This window comes from Rheinheimera riviphila (assembly GCF_004005945.1).
In the GTDB taxonomy this organism is placed as follows: domain Bacteria; phylum Pseudomonadota; class Gammaproteobacteria; order Enterobacterales; family Alteromonadaceae; genus Pararheinheimera; species Pararheinheimera riviphila.
This window is the reverse complement of the sequence record NZ_SACS01000019.1, coordinates 46,537-62,989: the sequence shown is the minus strand read 5'-3', so window position 1 is coordinate 62,989 and position 16,453 is coordinate 46,537. Positions and strand designations below refer to the sequence as shown.

13 protein-coding genes are annotated in these 16,453 nt (G+C 49.4%); 10 read left to right on the top strand and 3 right to left on the bottom strand.

The features are described from left to right. The first annotated feature begins 48 nt into the window (after positions 1-48). From EOE67_RS15890 to EOE67_RS15875, 4 genes are all read left to right on the top strand, one after another. Positions 49-984: a GGDEF domain-containing protein gene (locus EOE67_RS15890; RefSeq protein WP_127700319.1), complete on the top strand. Its 936-nt coding sequence runs from the start codon at positions 49-51 to the stop codon at positions 982-984. Positions 985-1,267: 283 nt separating this feature from the next. Then, positions 1,268-1,684 (top strand): organic hydroperoxide resistance protein, encoded by a 417-nt coding sequence (locus tag EOE67_RS15885; RefSeq protein ID WP_127700318.1) that lies wholly within the window; start codon positions 1,268-1,270, stop codon positions 1,682-1,684. A gap of 135 nt (positions 1,685-1,819) precedes the next feature. Beyond that, positions 1,820-2,872, top strand: coding sequence for an alpha/beta hydrolase (locus EOE67_RS15880; RefSeq protein ID WP_127700317.1), 1,053 nt, complete (start codon positions 1,820-1,822; stop codon positions 2,870-2,872). 187 nt (positions 2,873-3,059) lie between these two features. After that, positions 3,060-3,914, top strand: coding sequence for an SMP-30/gluconolactonase/LRE family protein (locus EOE67_RS15875; RefSeq protein ID WP_127700316.1), 855 nt, complete (start codon positions 3,060-3,062; stop codon positions 3,912-3,914). Between the two features lie 79 nt (positions 3,915-3,993). On the opposite strand, the gene ahr is transcribed toward EOE67_RS15875, so the two are convergent. The 3 genes from ahr to EOE67_RS15860 all read right to left on the bottom strand — a co-directional run bounded on the left by ahr (position 3,994) and on the right by EOE67_RS15860 (position 8,311). Further along, complete coding sequence (gene ahr / locus EOE67_RS15870) at positions 3,994-4,995, bottom strand: NADPH-dependent aldehyde reductase Ahr (protein ID WP_127700315.1); 1,002 nt, start codon at positions 4,993-4,995, stop codon at positions 3,994-3,996. Positions 4,996-5,078: 83 nt separating this feature from the next. After that, positions 5,079-7,283, bottom strand: a complete 2,205-nt coding sequence (locus tag EOE67_RS15865; protein WP_127700314.1) for a plasmid pRiA4b ORF-3 family protein — start codon at positions 7,281-7,283, stop codon at positions 5,079-5,081. A gap of 110 nt (positions 7,284-7,393) precedes the next feature. Further along, positions 7,394-8,311, bottom strand: a complete 918-nt coding sequence (locus EOE67_RS15860) for a DUF1186 domain-containing protein (RefSeq protein ID WP_127700313.1) — start codon at positions 8,309-8,311, stop codon at positions 7,394-7,396. Here EOE67_RS15860 and EOE67_RS20545 point away from each other — a divergent pair. The 6 genes from EOE67_RS20545 (at position 8,222) to EOE67_RS15835 (ending at position 16,380) form a co-directional block, all read left to right on the top strand. Then, complete coding sequence (locus tag EOE67_RS20545; protein WP_164852378.1) at positions 8,222-8,410, top strand: hypothetical protein; 189 nt, start codon at positions 8,222-8,224, stop codon at positions 8,408-8,410. The genes EOE67_RS15860 and EOE67_RS20545 overlap by 90 nt on opposite strands. Before the next feature lie 107 nt (positions 8,411-8,517). Then, the gene (locus EOE67_RS15855) at positions 8,518-9,420 is read left to right on the top strand and encodes a WYL domain-containing protein (protein WP_127700312.1); all 903 of its coding nucleotides are present in this window, start codon (positions 8,518-8,520) and stop codon (positions 9,418-9,420) included. Then, positions 9,417-10,970, top strand: a complete 1,554-nt coding sequence (locus EOE67_RS15850) for a DUF3375 domain-containing protein (RefSeq protein ID WP_127700311.1) — start codon at positions 9,417-9,419, stop codon at positions 10,968-10,970. Before EOE67_RS15855 ends, EOE67_RS15850 begins: the two co-directional genes overlap by 4 nt. Next, the gene (locus tag EOE67_RS15845; RefSeq protein WP_127700310.1) at positions 10,970-11,650 is read left to right on the top strand and encodes a DUF4194 domain-containing protein; all 681 of its coding nucleotides are present in this window, start codon (positions 10,970-10,972) and stop codon (positions 11,648-11,650) included. Before EOE67_RS15850 ends, EOE67_RS15845 begins: the two co-directional genes overlap by 1 nt. After that, the gene (locus EOE67_RS15840) at positions 11,643-15,071 is read left to right on the top strand and encodes an ATP-binding protein (RefSeq protein WP_127700309.1); all 3,429 of its coding nucleotides are present in this window, start codon (positions 11,643-11,645) and stop codon (positions 15,069-15,071) included. The genes EOE67_RS15845 and EOE67_RS15840 overlap by 8 nt, the downstream gene beginning before the upstream one ends. An 85-nt stretch (positions 15,072-15,156) precedes the next feature. Next, positions 15,157-16,380 carry a Wadjet anti-phage system protein JetD domain-containing protein gene (locus EOE67_RS15835; RefSeq protein WP_127700308.1) on the top strand — a complete coding sequence of 408 codons (1,224 nt, stop codon included), beginning with the start codon at positions 15,157-15,159 and terminating at the stop codon, positions 16,378-16,380. Positions 16,381-16,453 lie beyond the last annotated feature (73 nt).

Genomic DNA, 16,453 nt, shown 5'->3' with positions numbered 1-16,453 from the left:
TAACTTTGATCCAATCAATGGATCAAAGCCGGCATGGCTGAGCACTTCATGAGCACAAATCACACGGCATTTTCGCAAAAACTGCTTGAGTTTATTGATGTTTGCAATGATGGTTATGCCATTTTAACCGCCGATGACAAACTGCTTGGTTGCAATCAGGCGTTTGCTGATATTTTTTATCAGGAACACCGCACGATGCAGGGCATTCATTTTGATGAGCTGATGCGCCGCTCCTTTGTCGAGCGCAAAGGCATTCGGATTGAAGCGGAAAATATCGACCTTTGGTTACATGCAGCGCATCAACGGCGTCGGCAAAATCCATTTCGGTTGTTCGAAGTCGACCTGGTGGATGGCCGCTGGTTTTTAATGTCCGAACAACTATTGCCAACCGGCGAAATGTTGCTGCAAGCCAAAGAAATTACCAAACAAAAAGTCCTTGAAGATCAACTGCATTCCCGGGTAGCAACCCTGAGCGAACTGGCGTTGACCGATGAACTGACCAAAGTTGCCAACCGGCGCTGTTTTGTCGAATCCACCAATACTGAACTCGGGCGTTGCCAGCGGCAGGATCTGCCTTCAGCGCTGTTATTACTGGATTTGGATTTTTTTAAATCAGTCAACGACTTATACGGCCATCAGGCGGGCGATGAAGTGTTAAAAGCCGCCGCCAACCGCATCAAAAAAGCGCTGCGGGAATACGATATCTTTGGTCGGATCGGCGGTGAAGAATTTGCCGTTTTTTTGTCGGAAACCAGTCCACAAACCGCACTGCAAGTCGCAGAACGGGTGCGATCTTTATTAGCCAGTTTCCCAATTAAAGCCGGACAGGTCGAGCTCTGCATTACCGTGTCGATTGGTATTGCTTTGTGCAAAGGCGATAGCACTTTTGAAGACCTGTATACCCAGGCGGATTCAGCTTTATACGCCGCCAAACGCAACGGTCGTAATCGCGCTGAATTATACAAATTACTGGGTGAGGATTAATACATCGGGCACGACGCTCGTGACATCAACGGCTTAACTTGAAAAGTTGAAACTTTAATTTCTTTAAATTCAAAATCTTACCTATAAGTTCGAAAAAACATCAAAATAAAACTTGCACAATAACAGTTATCGCAATAATATTATCGCACAACCTGATGACAGCGACAGTAAGCAACCAGCCGCACTGTGCTGAAATAGGGTGAACGAAGCAGGATGTAGCAATTTTTTTAACCACTAAATTATCGCGATAACAGTTATCGCTAATAAATTCAGGAGATTTACCATGCAAGTTATTTATAAAGCAACCGTAACCAGTACTTCAGGCCGTGATGGTCGCGCTGTTTCTAGCGACAACTTTTTAGATGTCAAACTGTCGACGCCACGTGAATTAGGCGGTGCCGGTGGTGAAGCAACCAACCCAGAGCAGTTGTTTGCCGCAGGTTATTCAGCTTGTTTTTTAAGTGCGATTAAATATGTCGCTGGCCAAAGCAAAATTGCCCTGACCGCCGACAGCAGCGTCCGGGCAGAAGTCGGCATCGGCCAAATTCCTGGTGGTTTTGGTTTAGATGTTGAACTCTTTATCAATTTACCGGGCATCGCTGACGAAGTGGCCGATGACTTAATCGCTAAAGCCCATCAGGTGTGTCCTTACTCAAACGCCACCCGCAACTCGTTACAAGTTCGGCTGACGCTGGTGTAAGCACCTTTTGACCTAAATTTTTTAACCATTAACTTATCGCGATAATAGTAACTGCAAATGTGATTCAGGCACTGTGTTTTGACAGCTGCCCGGCACAAATTCGCGACAGCAACCATTTTCACCGAGGAGCATAGAATGAAACTTTTAAACCGTACTTTCCGCCGCAGCATGTTGGCTTTCACTCTGGTGTCAGCTGTCGCCAGCCAGGTCATATTTGCCGCAGAAACAGTCACTTCCGCTGCAGAATTTCCAAGAGTTGAACAAACCACCGCCACTTTTTTAAATGCCTTGGCACAAGGCGGTGGCACGCCACTGGAACAACTGAGTCCAAAAGACGCCCGCGCTGTATTAAGCGGTGCCCAAGCTGGCGCAAAATTACCGGCAGCCGATGTCAGTGAAAAATGGCTTACGCTCAATGGCGAAAAGCTGAAGCTGGTGATAGTCCGGCCTGCCGGTAGCACAGGTACCCTGCCCGCTTTTATGTTTTTCCACGGCGGTGGCTGGGTGTTAGGTGATTTTCCAACCCACGAACGCTTAATCCGCGATTTAGTCAGCCGCTCCGGCGCTGCCGCTGTGTATGTGGATTACACACCTTCGCCGGAAGCCAAATACCCAACGGCGATTAACCAGGCCTATGCCGCAACCAAATGGGTGGCAGAACATGGCGCCGAAATTCAGGTTGATGGTCAGCGCCTGGCGGTGGCCGGTAACAGCGTCGGCGGTAATATGGCGGCAGTGGTTGCACTGAAAGCCAAAGCTGCTGGCACACCAAACCTGAAATTCCAGCTGTTATTATGGCCGGTGACCGACGCCAACTTTGACAATGCGTCGTACCAACATTTTCAACAAGGTTATTTCTTAAGCCGTAACATGATGCGTTGGTTCTGGGATAGTTACACCACCAATCCAGCCGAGCGTGCCGAGATTTACGCTTCACCACTGCGTGCCAGTGTCGAGCAACTGAAAGGGTTACCGCCTGCATTAGTGCAAACCGCCGAACTGGATGTGCTGCGTGATGAAGGTGAAGCTTACGCGGTGAAACTGAATCAGGCTGGCGTAAAAGTGACGTCGGTACGCTACAACGGCATGATCCATGACTTTGGCTTGCTCAATGTGCTGAGCGAAGTCCCGGCGGTACAAATGCAGCTGGATCAAGCTGGCCAGGCATTAAAGGTGCATTTGCAATAACTGTTGCAATAACTGTTGCAATCACTTTGTTGCCAGGCAATCAGTTCCCTTCTTAACCACCGCAGCCGCCGATTTTCAGCGGCTGCTTTTCCATTTTTGATACACATCGCTTTTTTCAGCATTATTGGTTACCTTGGTTATTTCGGGGTTCACTCCATCAAGCAGCTACATCACAAGAAGGTCGACGATGTCAATCAAGTCAATGTCACTCACATCATTCGTTTTACTAAGCTGCGCTTTGGCGCTGCCAGTTACCGCAACACCTCAACTTGAACCGCTTTGGCATACCAAAGATTTGCGGATCCCGGAATCGGTATTGCTGGGCACTGCCGCAAAATCACCAACGCTGTTTGTGTCAGAAATTGACGGCCAGGGCAATGCGGCGGATGGTCAGGGCGGCATTGCTTTACTCAATGTCGATGGCAGTATCCGCCAGCACGACTGGCTGCGTGGTCTTAATGCACCCAAAGGCTTAGCCAGTTTTCAGGGCAAATTGTATGTCGCCGATCTCACCGAACTGGTGGTGATCGATATCGAAACTGCCAAAGTGCTGGAAAAAATCAGCGCGCCGGACTCGGTATTTCTGAACGATGTGGCCGTTGATCCACAGGGGACGGTTTATGTGTCCGATACCCGCAAAAACCGGCTGTACCGGTTGCAGCAGAACAAACTCAGTCCCTGGCTGGAAAACGTTGAAGCGGCCAATGGCCTGACTTTTGTTGGTGAGCAGCTTTTTATCGGGGCTGGCGATAAGCTGTTTAAAGCTGACGCTCAAGGCAATTTAACTATTGTTGCCCAAGGATTTGCTGAGCGTGCCGATGGTGTAGAACATGTCGGCAATGGTGATTTTATTGTCAGTTGCTGGGCAGGCTTAATCTACTATGTGCATGCCGACGGCAAGCTCGACTTATTGCTGGATAACCGGCCGCACAAACTCAATACCGCCGATATTGGCTGGGATAGCGCCAAACAAATTCTGTATGTACCGACTTTCCTGGGGAATTCGGTGCAGGCTTATCAGCTGAAACAGCCAAAAGGCTAAGTCGTTTTGCTGGCTGTTCTAGACGTTTTTACTATTTAGGCTGACAACGCAAATTCCAAAGCGTTGTCAGCCGTAAATGTTACCTTTCTAAGACTATCCGATATCTTGCCTTACCACTTTTTAAATGCGCCATTGCTTCGTTAATTTGCGCAAATTTAAAAGTCTCAACCACCGGTTTAATCTCGTGTTGCAGCGCAAAATCCAGCATTTTCTTGATGGTTGCCGGGCTACCAACCGGCGATCCCGATACCGATCGCTGCGCCATAATCAGGCTGAACACGTTGAGATCCAAAGGCTCCAGCGTTGCCCCGACAAAATGCAAACGGCCTTTGGGTTTTAACGTCGAAAGATACAGGTTCCAATCAAGCTTCACGTTGACCGTGGTCAGGATAAAATCAAAACGTCCGGCGGCGGCGGCAATTTCTTCGGCATTTCTGGAATTGATGCAGTGATGCGCACCCAACTCTTTTGCCTCCAAAGTTTTGCTATCGCTGGAGCTAAAGGCTGTCACTTCACAGCCCCAGGCTCGTAAAAATTGCAAAGCAAGATGACCCAACCCACCGATGCCAATCACTGCGACTTTGTCGGTCGCTTTCACCTCAAACTGCACCATTGGATTAAACACCGTGATGCCACCACAAAATAATGGCCCGGCGGTTTTAGCATCCATCCCGGCCGGTAACGGCACCACACTTGATGCGTGAGCGCGGACTTTGTCAGCAAAACCACCATGGCGCCCGACAATAGTGCCTTGTGCCCCGGCGCATAAATTCTGATCACCACTGCCGCAACTGGCACAGACCTGACAATAACCACTATGCCAGCCAAGCCCAACCACTTGCCCAAGTGTCAGATGGCTGACATCCGCCCCCACGGCAGCAATACGCCCAACCACTTCATGCCCGGCAACCAAAGGATAACTCGACATGCCCCATTCGTTATCGATCATCGACAAGTCTGAATGACAAATACCGCAATAATCGACATCAATTTCAACATCTTGCCGACCCAGCGGACCAGGATCGTACTCTATCAGCGTCAAGTCCGCTGCCGGCGCCAATGCGGCATAAGCTTTAATCATCATTCCTCCAAAATTCCATTGTTTTGCGACCACGACAGCAACAGTATTGTTGAGAATTCAGCAAGTGCCGCCTTGCGCCAAATTTATTCCGACTGCAACCACTGATTAATTTCTTCGATATCAACAAAATCGGCATCCCAGGTGCCGGATTTAATCTTATATTTGCGGCAGAATTTTTTATGGTCCTGATGGGTTGGATCGGTTAACACAGCCCGAATATGATTGTAAAAAGCGATGCCACCAATATCTTCCGGCGGACATTCACCTTTGGCTTTTAATAGCTGTGTCGGCGTATTGCTACGCCCGGCCGGCAGTACTTTTTCCAAAGTGATCTGATGTTCCCACCAATCGCCAAAATCATAGACATAAGTCATCTTATCGCCCTGATTTTTCAGCAAATCGCGTAGTTGACCATAGCTACTGTAAAAAGACCCATCGGCGAATTCGAACCAGGGCGGCACAAAACTGAGCTCGGCATTTTTGAATTCATAACTGTGCTCCATCTCCCAGCCCAGCGCAATTTGCAGAATTTCGTGCAAAGATTCCAGACTCACCGTATTCATCACCTGCAAAGTTCGGCTGATCACCGGTTTACTGCCTTTGAGCTGAATTTTCAGCTGATATACCGCGCGTTTTATCCGCTTGGTCGGATCAAGCTCCGGTAAACCCAGGTCAAAAATATCTGAAAGGTCGTCCAATTCGGCAGCCATATCCTGCTTCAAATCGTCAATATCCAAGCCGTTTATAGCCAACAATTGTTGCAACAGGTCATCGGCTTGATGTAACTGACCAAGGCTATGGATGGCAATCTCTTTGATGGCGTCGATGCCAATCAATGGCAGTCCAACGGCGATATCCATCGCGGCCTGAAACAGTTGCTGCATATCATTGGCTGTTTTTGCAAACACTAACGCAGTCACTAAAAAACGTTCACGCCAGACTTCCCGCATCGGCTCCATCTGGGTATTGATAAAGGTGGCAAGGTCCTGTTTGGACTGGTTTGATGGTTTTGCCCAGCCAGCCAGAAACTCGATCAGCGCCAATTTGTTTTTGCGGTTTTTCTGGCCGATCAAGGCACTTCTGACTTGTGCTTCAGTGATGGCATGTGGAACACCCCAGACGTCTGCGGTTAATTCTCTGAATAAAAACAGCGCCAGCGGCAACCGATGTTGTTCGCGACTGGTCAGCAGGAAATGCTCAAGCAACGCCACCATCACCTCGTGATCAATGGCCACCACCGGCATTTCACCTTGGATATTCGACTTCATCTCATTCAGGTTTTTGCGGGTTAAAGGTGGTGTAATAAACGCATCTTTGATGCCATCACCTTGTTTAAGCATAAATGAAAACAGCAAAAAATGACGGTCTTGCTTCAACTCGACAATCAGCATCATGGCACCGCTGTTATCCATTGGCGTCGCTGTAACTGCAGTAATTGTCACTTTTTCGGCAACTGGCGCCGCGGGCAACTGTTGGCGCTGCAACAACTTGATACAACGGTCGAGTGTTGGATGGGCATCTTGTTGCAGCCAGTTTCGTAACCAAACCAGCCGCTGTAAATCTGTCGAGCGCAGTAATTTTTTTTGCGCCAATGACGGTAATGCATCCAACATCGCTTTTCGGAACAACGGATGGGGGTGGAGTAAAAATAAGGTGGCGCTGCTACGCAGTTTTTCATCGGTGGCTTGCAACATCATCATCGCAATCATCGGTGCCACTTCGGGTGGTAACTGACTGAATTGTTCAAATAAAAAATCTGTCAGCTCATACAGACTGGCATCCTGGCATTCAGCGGCAATATCGGCCAAAAGGTGGTGTAGCACCTCTTCGCTAAACTCGGCCGAATCACCAGGTTGTGGGTATTCCGCCTGATTAATCTGCGCCAGCAGCGCGTCACTGATCAAAATTTCTGCCCGGAACAGAATGTTTATCAGCGCCCGCAGTACCGGAAAGTCTGGTTTTAGCTGCGTGTGAAGGTACTGACGAAGCTGCTGCTCAATCATCTGCTGAAATTCAGCAATAGCTGCCGCACTAAGTTCATCATTCGTCAGGCACATCTTTAAACTGTACTGCAACAACATGCCGCGATGTTCCTGTTGCTGCTCATTCAACAGACCACTGCTGGTGAGCAACACTGCAATCAAATGCAACGCCACAGCGGGCTGTTCCAAGAACGACTCATGCCCCGTTGGGCTAAACTTATCCGCCTTATTCGCCTTGGCTGACTTATCAAGCTGGGTCAATAAAGTTGTTAATGCCTGCTGGTCTTTTGGTTGTAGTTCGTTCATTTCAGATTTTACCCGTAATTTTTGTCGCCGACCGATATTCGCAGTGGATGGTGTTGAAGCGAGCGACAACACACTGGCAGCTCGCGGCCGCTACATCACAGTAAACAATATCACTGCAAACAACATTTTTTGTATTTTTTGCCACTACCACATGGGCAGGGATCATTGCGACCGACCAGCGCCTTCGTGACAAGTTTTGCTGGTGGGAACATAGCAGCAGTAGCCTCCCGTAAGCGTAACCTCCTTTGTTCCAGCTCCTCCGGAGTTTGAAACCCAGCCCATTTTTTTAACACCATCAGATCAAAGGATGTTGTTACTTGTTCTGATGCCAGCGGTTTCCTGATCGTGCTCAATTCCCACCGACTCACTTCACGACTGGTCGAGCCAAATAAGTCCAGTTTATTCTGCATCAGTAACTGCTGAAATTGAGTTTTGAACTGATCCAAGCCAAAGGCAATGCAAAAATATGCCAACCGACCCAAAGCAAAATATTGTTTCTGCTTTTCCATCTGCTGGATCATCAACGGAATGGCGTCAGCAATGATGGCTTGTAATGGTTGAGCCGTTTCTGCATCTGCCGTTGATTGCAACATTCCAAGTTGCGCAAACAATGCCTGCATTGCTCCAGTTTTGACATACAAGCCCGCTTTATCGCTGTGCAGCAACTGGATCAGCGGTTGCGACGCACCTTTGGCCATGACATAAAAAAATGTCGGTAAATATTCAGTAAGCGCATCGCCCAGTAATAAATCCAAGTCTGAATCGTCGTCATCATCCACATCACATAGCTGAAAAAACTTATCGGCGGCCGGATAAAAAGGCAGATCAGCCATCAGCATCAGCCCAAAAAACAGCTGTTGGGACTGGGCCTCACGCAGCCCGTTCCCTGCTATAAATTGGTCCATCAGCGCGTCAATAGCGGGCCAGAATTGCGGCCATTGCGCTTTCGCTTCTTGTATCGCAGCTTCTGGAAAAAAAGATTGTTCGGCGGTATCAGCGAATTGTTGCAGGATGTCATTGATATTCATGGTGGTCCGATGATTGTCAAAAAGAGGATTGCAAAACTACAGCTGAGTTTATCAACCTTGCAGGTCATTCGCAGCCGAAAAAGCCGCCAACAGCCGTAGAAACAGCACAACAGTAAAAGTGAGCTGATATGCAATCAAATTGATTGCATCATTATGATTTCATGTTATGCTGATTTTCGTCTTCTCATGGGTAAGGCTCCTCGATAATGCAAAGCGCAACGACAACTCTGGAACTGCTAACACAAGCACAGCTCACACAAGCTCAACAGCAAAGGCTACTTTTTATTGATTTTTGTCTGAATTATTTTGGCGAAATTGCCCGCGCCGATTTAATTGCCCAGTTTCAGACTGGCCTGGCTTCCTGCACCAGAGATCTTGCACTTTACAAAGAACTGGCCCCCGCTAACCTCGAACTCAAACACCACACCAAGCTGTACTACCGCACGGCAGCATTTAGCCCCTTATTCAGCCACAATGATGCAGTGCTGCTGAGTCGCCTGAGCGACAGCGCCAGCGACTGCCTGCCCGCACGTTTACAACACCACAGCTACAGTCTGGACGCGATCCGGCTGCTACGGCCACGCTGTGGATTAGTGCCGGTGGTGCTGCAAGCTATTTATCTGCAACAAGCCGTGCATTGCCGGTATGTTTCTTTAAGCTCGGGTGAGCAGGAGCGCGAACTGGTGCCGCATACGCTGGTGAATAACGGTCATCGCTGGCACTTGCGGGCTTTTGACCGCAAACATGGCGAATTTCGCGATTTTGTGCTGAACCGGCTGCTGCAAGTGCGTCGCATCGAAAGTGAAATTCTGCCGCAACAACAACGCGGCGCCGATGCCGTCTGGCAACAAATTTGTCAGATCACACTGCAACCCCACCCAGGCCACCAATACCCGCAAGCGATTGCCTTGGATTACAACATGCAGCAAGGCCGCTTGGTGCTCGAAGTGCGCGCCGCAGTGCTAGGTTATCTGCTGCAACAATGGCAGGTCGATTGTTCGCCGGACGCCAGTCTTGATTGCCGACAATATCCACTGGCGTTGGCAGATCACCAGATACTTACACAAGTAGCTGATTTGACTTTGTTTCCGGGAGCAAACTTGCGATGACCGCGCTCAATTACGACTATTTCGACCAGTTTAAAGAGCAAAGTCTGGCGCTCAAGCTGCTACGCTCGCCGCATTTTTCGTTGCTGGCCAGTTTTTTCCACCGGGCTTTTATTCAGTCCAATCAGCGCAGTGTGCCCTACCAGCAGCTCGTCGCTTTACTTGATCAGCACCTGTTTGAAATCGCCGAACTGCATGGCGACGAGCGCTACCCCAAAAGTGCCAAAGCTTATCTGGATGACTGGGTCAACAGCCGTGGCGGCTATTTACGCAAATATCTGCCACAACACAATGATGAACCTGAATGCGATTTATTGCCGGACGTCGAAAAAGCCCTGCGCTATCTGGAAGAGATGCAAGGCCGCCAGTTTGTCGGCACTGAATCACGGTTAAAACTGCTGCTTGAGATGATCAACAGCCTGGTGGAAGGCAGCAGTACCGATCAAAGCAGTCGATTACTGGCATTACAGCAACGCAAAACAGAACTGGAGCAGCAAATTATTGCGGTCGAACTGGGGCAAGATGCCGGTTTTAGTAACACGCAAATCCGCGAACGGCTGTTTTTACTGGCCGATGTATCACGGCAGTTATTGGGCGATTTCCGGCAGGTGGAAGCAAACTTTCGTAGTCTGGACAAACAAACCCGTAAAACCATCAGCTTAAATGGCGGCCACAAAGGAGAAGTGCTTGACCAGGTGTTCAGCCACCAGGATGTGATTGAAGCTTCAGATGAAGGCCAATCATTCAGCAGCTTTTTTGAACTGCTGATGACACCACAACTACGGGATGGTATGCGTAAAAACCTGCAGGCGTTGCTGACGCAAGATCAGGCCAAAGAGTTGTTACAGCGCGATAGCTTGCTCAGCCATCTGTATAAATATTTACTCGAGGCTGGCAACAAAGTGAATCAAACCCGCCAGCAAATTACGGATCAACTGCGCCGGTACATTCAGGAACAATCACAGGACAACCGGCGTATTCTGGAGCTGATTCGTGAGTTCGAAGCCAAGGCGCACGCTTATCAAGCGCGGGTACACCAGAGCAACATCAAAACAGCACAGACGCCTTTTTGCAGTATTGCTGGTTGGCATGCCGACATCGAACCGGTGTTCAGCAGGCAACTGTATCAACCTAATCAAAGCGAAAGTTTTAGTCAGACCGATGTGAACCCGAATGGAGCGGCAGATGTGGATTTAACCGCGCTGTTTGCGTTAAGTCATATTGACGAGCGGCAGCTGGAACGCAACATCTTGACCTGCCTGCAACAGAGCTGCGGACAAGTCACCTTGGCCGAAATCGTCGGGCAGTATCCACTGCAATATGGGTTGGAGGAGTTGGTTACCTACCTGAAAATTGCTTGTGAGGGTGACGTCCATGCCGATATTAACGAGCAACAATTGCAAACGATTGCCTGGCTGGCAGCAAGCGAGTCTGGAGATGAAATAGGTGCGGTGGGCGACGAGACAACACCAACACGAACCATAAAAACAACAACTGCATTGTGGCGGCGGGTGCAACTGCCAACAGTGACCTTTTTACGGAGCAACAACTGATGCAACAGCCAACAACAACCACTGCGCGGTTCCCGGCAGAACATGCAGCCAGCCCAAACATCACGAATCCAAACATCACGAACCAGAGCCCCGAAGCCCTGCGCTCAGAGGTGCTGATCCGGTTATTAAAAGGCCCGCTGTATCGGTCGCGTCATCGCCCTTGCTGGGAGTTTTTGCAAAAGGAGCAACACACAGTCCGCGATTACCTGGCAACGATTGGCCTGAGCCTGCTGCTCGATGACAGCGAAGGTTATGCTTTTTTACGCCAGCAACAAAACGACGAGGACGACCAAGACAAACAGGACAAACCAAAGTTACTAAGCCGCCGGCAACTAACGTTTTCCCAATCGCTGTTGTTAGTGGCACTGCGTAAACGTCTGGCCGAACACGACAGCGAAGAAAGTGCGCCCCGACTGATAGTGCAACGTCAAGAGATGCAGCAGTGGCTGAGCAGTTACGCTGAAGAAGTCAGCAACGAAGTCAAACAACTGCGTGACTTTGATGCATTAATCAAAAAAATCGCTGAAATGGGATTTATCACCGCCCTGCCCAACCACCCGGATGAATTTGAAGTACAACGAATTTTAAAAGCCTTTATCAGCGCCGAACAAATCATTACTTTTCAGCAACTGTTAACTTCAAAACAACAGCTTATCGACCAGGAGAGTCAGGATGAATAATCCGTTCCCGCAAGCCGCCAACATTGCCACAACATTTCCGCCAACTGCTGAACACACAGCGCTCGCCGGTTTTCGCCTACAGCGGCTGGAAGTACTGAACTGGGGCACTTTTGATCAGCAAATCTGGCAGATTAGCCCAGGCGGCGACAACTGCTTGCTCACCGGCAATATTGGCAGTGGCAAATCGACGTTAATTGACGGCCTGACCACCTTATTGGTGCCAACCCGCAAACTGGCCTTTAACAAAGCAGCTGGTGCTGAAGATAAAGAACGGTCGCTGGAATCTTATTTCCACGGTTTTTATACCTCGCAACAAGATGAAACCTCAGGCCGCGCCCGCTCGGTTGGCCTGCGTAAAGATCAGCATTATTCGGTGTTGCTCGGGGTCTTTTATGCCAAAGGCATTCAACAATGGGTCAGTCTGGCGCAGGTGCTTTGGCTCAAACCCGGCGAGCGCAAAGTGCGGCGGTTGTTTATTGTCACCGAACGCGCTTTGACCATTAGCGGCGATTTTTCTGGTTTTGGCAGCAAAGTCGCCGATCTTCGAAAATCCCTGAAGAAAAAGGCTGTGGAAACTTTTGAAGGTTTTGGTGCTTACCAACAAGCTTTTAGTAAATTGCTTGGTCTTGGCAGTGACGGCCGTGCCCTGGAGCTATTTAACCAGACTATTTCGATGAAATCGGTCGGTTCTGTCACCGATTTTGTGCGGCAAAACATGCTGGAAACGCCTGATTTGGAGAGCCATATTGTCGAACTGGAACGCAATTACGACGATTTAAAACGCCTGCATGATGCAGTGGTCGATGCCCGAAAAAAGGTAGATTTACTGACACCCATAGATAAATTTGGTGAAGAAGCCTTACAAGCCGCCCGCGAGAAACAACATTTTAATGACTGCCGCGAACTGGCCGAGCCTTATATCGCCAGTTTAGCCGTGCCGTTGTATCAGACTCGTTTGGCACAACGACAGCAGGATGCTGTAAAACTGGCACAAGAACTGGAAAAACTTAGCAGTCTGCAACAACAACAAGACAGCAAAGCCGGCGAGTTACAACAAGCATTGCAGCAACAAGGCGGCGGCCGTTTACAACAACTGCAACAGGACATTGACCGCGCCGGTAAAGAGCGGGATTTAAAACAAACCCAGTATCAGCGGTATCAGCAGTTGGCGCAGGCGCTGGGTCTTGCCGATACCTTGTCGGCCACCATCTTTTCCCAGAATATAGCCGCCGCCAAGCTGCAGGTTGATAACTTCAGCGCCGGTCTCACCGCTTTGGAAACGCAAACTGACGAGCTGAAGCAGCAGTTGCGAACGCAGCAACTCGAGCAGCAACAGCTGGCAACGGAGCTTAGCGCGTTAAACAAACGTCAATCCAACATTCCGTCCAGACAACTGCAAATTCGCGAACAACTGTGTCAGGCGCTGGATATTGCCGAAAGTACCTTGCCATTTGTTGGCGAATTGCTGCAGGTCAAACCGAACGAAGTTCGCTGGCAAGGTGCAGTCGAGCGGGTGCTGCATAATTTTGCGCTGAGTTTGTTGGTGCCGGATGAGCTTTACAGCAAAGTATCTGAATTTATTGAGCAAACCCACTTAGGCGCCCGCTTGGTCTATTACCGGATCCGCCCGCAAAAATTGGCGTTACCGGCCCAGGCGGCCGCGGGCTTGTTGCCGGCGAAACTGGAAATCAAAGCCGACAGCCATTTTTACCCTTGGTTGAGTCAGGAATTAACTCAGCGTTTTTTGTATCAGTGTTGTGATGATTTAGCCAGTTTTCGCCGAGCGGATAAAGCCATCACGCTGGCCGGCCAACTGAAATCTGGCCCGGAGCGGCATGAAAAAGACGACCGCCATCAGCTACAGGATAAAAGCCGTTATGTACTCGGCTGGAGCAATAAAGAAAAAATTCAACTGCTGGCCAGTCAGTACAGCCATAACCAGCAGCAAGCTAGCCGCTGGCAACAGGCGCTGGATAAGTTAACAGCCAAAAAACAGCAGCAGGAACAACTGCGCTATCAGGCGCTGACGTTGTCCAATTTTGAACTGAGCTTTGAGCAAATCAACTATCCGGCACAAATTCAGCGCATTGCTGAACTACAACAGGAAAAACAACAATTTGCCGAAAGTTCGACCCAGTTAACATTGCTGCAAAGTGCGATCACTGAACTTGCAGCGCAGCAGCGCGACACCCGGGTGCAGCGTGACGATACAATGCTCGCCACAGGCAAGCTGCAGGAAGAAATCAGCACAGTGCAAAGTTTACTGGTCGCTCAGCAACAGTTGCTGGGCGACATCAGCGCAGCAGCACCACAGCTGTACTTCCCGACCTTAGCAGAGATGTTTCAGCAGTATGGTGCCGCCGATAAACTACAGATCACTATGTTGGCCAATCAGTTGTCACTACTTCGCACCAAGCTGAATGAGAAAATTCAGCATTTGGAAGAAAAGCGCAATAAAAAACAACAACAAATGATCAGAGCTATGGCTGAATTTGGCCACCAGTTCCCAAATGACGTCACTGAACTGGATCAGTCCATTCAAGCTTTACCTGAATACCAGGCGATGCTGCATAGCCTCAGACAAGAAGATTTACCGCGGCACGAAGCGCGTTTTAAAGAAATGCTGAATCGTGACACCATCCAGGCGATGGCGCTGTTTCGCAGTAAACTGGATACCGCTGAAGAAGAAATCAACGCGCGGATCCGGCTGATTAATCAGTCGCTTCATGGCCTCGATTATCAGCCCGGCACTTTTATCGAAGTCGATAACGTGCCGTCAACCGATGTCGAAATTCGCGAGTTTAAACTGCGGTTAAAACAATGTGTTGAAAACAGCACCGACGACAGCCTGTACTCCGAACAAAAGTTTGAGCAGGTAAAATCGTTGATTGAACAAATGCGGCAGGAGCCGAAATGGACGCAAAAAGTGATGGATGTGCGCTTTTGGCATTTGTTTAACGTCAACGAGCGGTATCGCGAAGATGGCAGCGTCAAAGAATGTTATTCCGATTCCGGTGGCAAATCTGGCGGGCAAAAGGAAAAACTGGCCTATTCGATCCTGGCGGCAGCAATTTTACTGCAATACCGGCTGGTGGGTGATGACGGTGGCCAACATCCGCAACAACGCCGGTTTAATCTGGTGGTGATTGACGAAGCCTTTGCCCGCGGCTCAAAAGACAGTACCCGCTTTGGCCTGGAGCTGTTTAAAAAACTCGGTCTGCAATTGTTATTGGTGACACCGCTGCAAAAGCTCGATGTGATTGAACATTATGTGCAGCACGTGCATTTTGTCGATCAGAAAAATAACCGGTCGATGGTGCTGAATATGACTATCGATGAATACCGCAGTCAGTTAGCCGCGCAGCAGCAACGGCAAAGCTACGCCGCGATGTTAAAACCTGTCGCCGAGCCAATGCAGTGAACGATACCGTTCAAGTGAGCAGCATCGTTACAGTGAAAGGCGTCTTTAATATGCGCGCGGTCATGATCAGCAGCAAGGAACGAGGATGTTTTCGCTAAAAGCACTGCAACAAAAAGTGCAGAAAAAATGGCAAAGTGGCTGGTTTCATCAAGCCTGGCTATTGCAGCTACTGGCCGATCCAAACCCAGTTCAACCTGCGGCACTGCCGTTTCGGCTGCCCTTTGGCCGCCTAAGCGATAAGCAATTGCTGCATGATTTTGCAATGTTACAGGACGAGTTGCGTCAATTGCGCGCGGCTATCAGTGCGATGAATGACGTGCAGCTTGAAGAGCAGGACTTTCAGTTTGCCAAAATGGGCAGCCAACGGTTACCGGTGGCGCTGGTGTTTGCAAGCTATGACAGCATTGCCCGCTTTGTGGCTGAACTTCGTCCCTGGCGGCAGTTTATGCAGGATTGTCAGCTTATTCATCACGAACTGCCACAACTACAGCCCTGGCTTGAACAATCACCAAATGTTGCCGCAGTGCTACGTTATCCGGGCAAGTGGCCGCAGTTGTTAGCCGTATGCCGCTATTTTCTGGCGCGGCCAAGGCCGGATTTATATCTGCGTCAACTGGATATTCCGGCGGTCGACACCAAATTTATTGAACAGCATCAATCGCTTATTGCCTGCCTGCTGGACGTTTGCCTGCCACATGATGCGATAGATGATACCGTTGCTCTTCGGGATGAACGAGGCTTTGAACGCCGTTTTGGCTTACGATATCCAGAGCCGATGATCCGTTTTCGGCTGCTGGATCCGATGCTCAGCCACGACCTGGCCGGTTTGACTGATTTGGCTCTGCCGCTGAGCGACTTTAGCAAGCTAGATTTGCTGCTCGACAGGGTGTTTATTACCGAAAACAAAATCAATGGCCTGGCATTTCCGGCGCAAAATAACGCCATGGTCATTTTTGGCCTCGGTTATGGCATTCAAAGTCTGAAACAAGTTGCCTGGCTCGCTACCTGTCAGATCTGGTATTGGGGGGATATCGACAGTCATGGTTTTGCCATGCTGTCACAACTGCGAAGTTATTTTCCAAAGACCCAATCGCTACTGATGGACGAAACAACATTGCTGGAATGCCGATTATTATGGGGCACAGAACCTGCTTCCGGCCGGCATAAAGCCAAAGAACTGCCCTGTTTAACTGTTGCCGAACAACAACTGTTCGGCCAACTACAAACCGACTATTGGGCGCAGGCGCTTCGCCTTGAACAAGAACGGGTACCGTTTTCGTTATTGCTGGAGAAACTGGCGGGCATCTGAGTGATTGGACAGAACAATCAGCTGCATCTGTCTCATACCTGGTTTGTCTAACGCCAATTTTTATAGGCGTAAA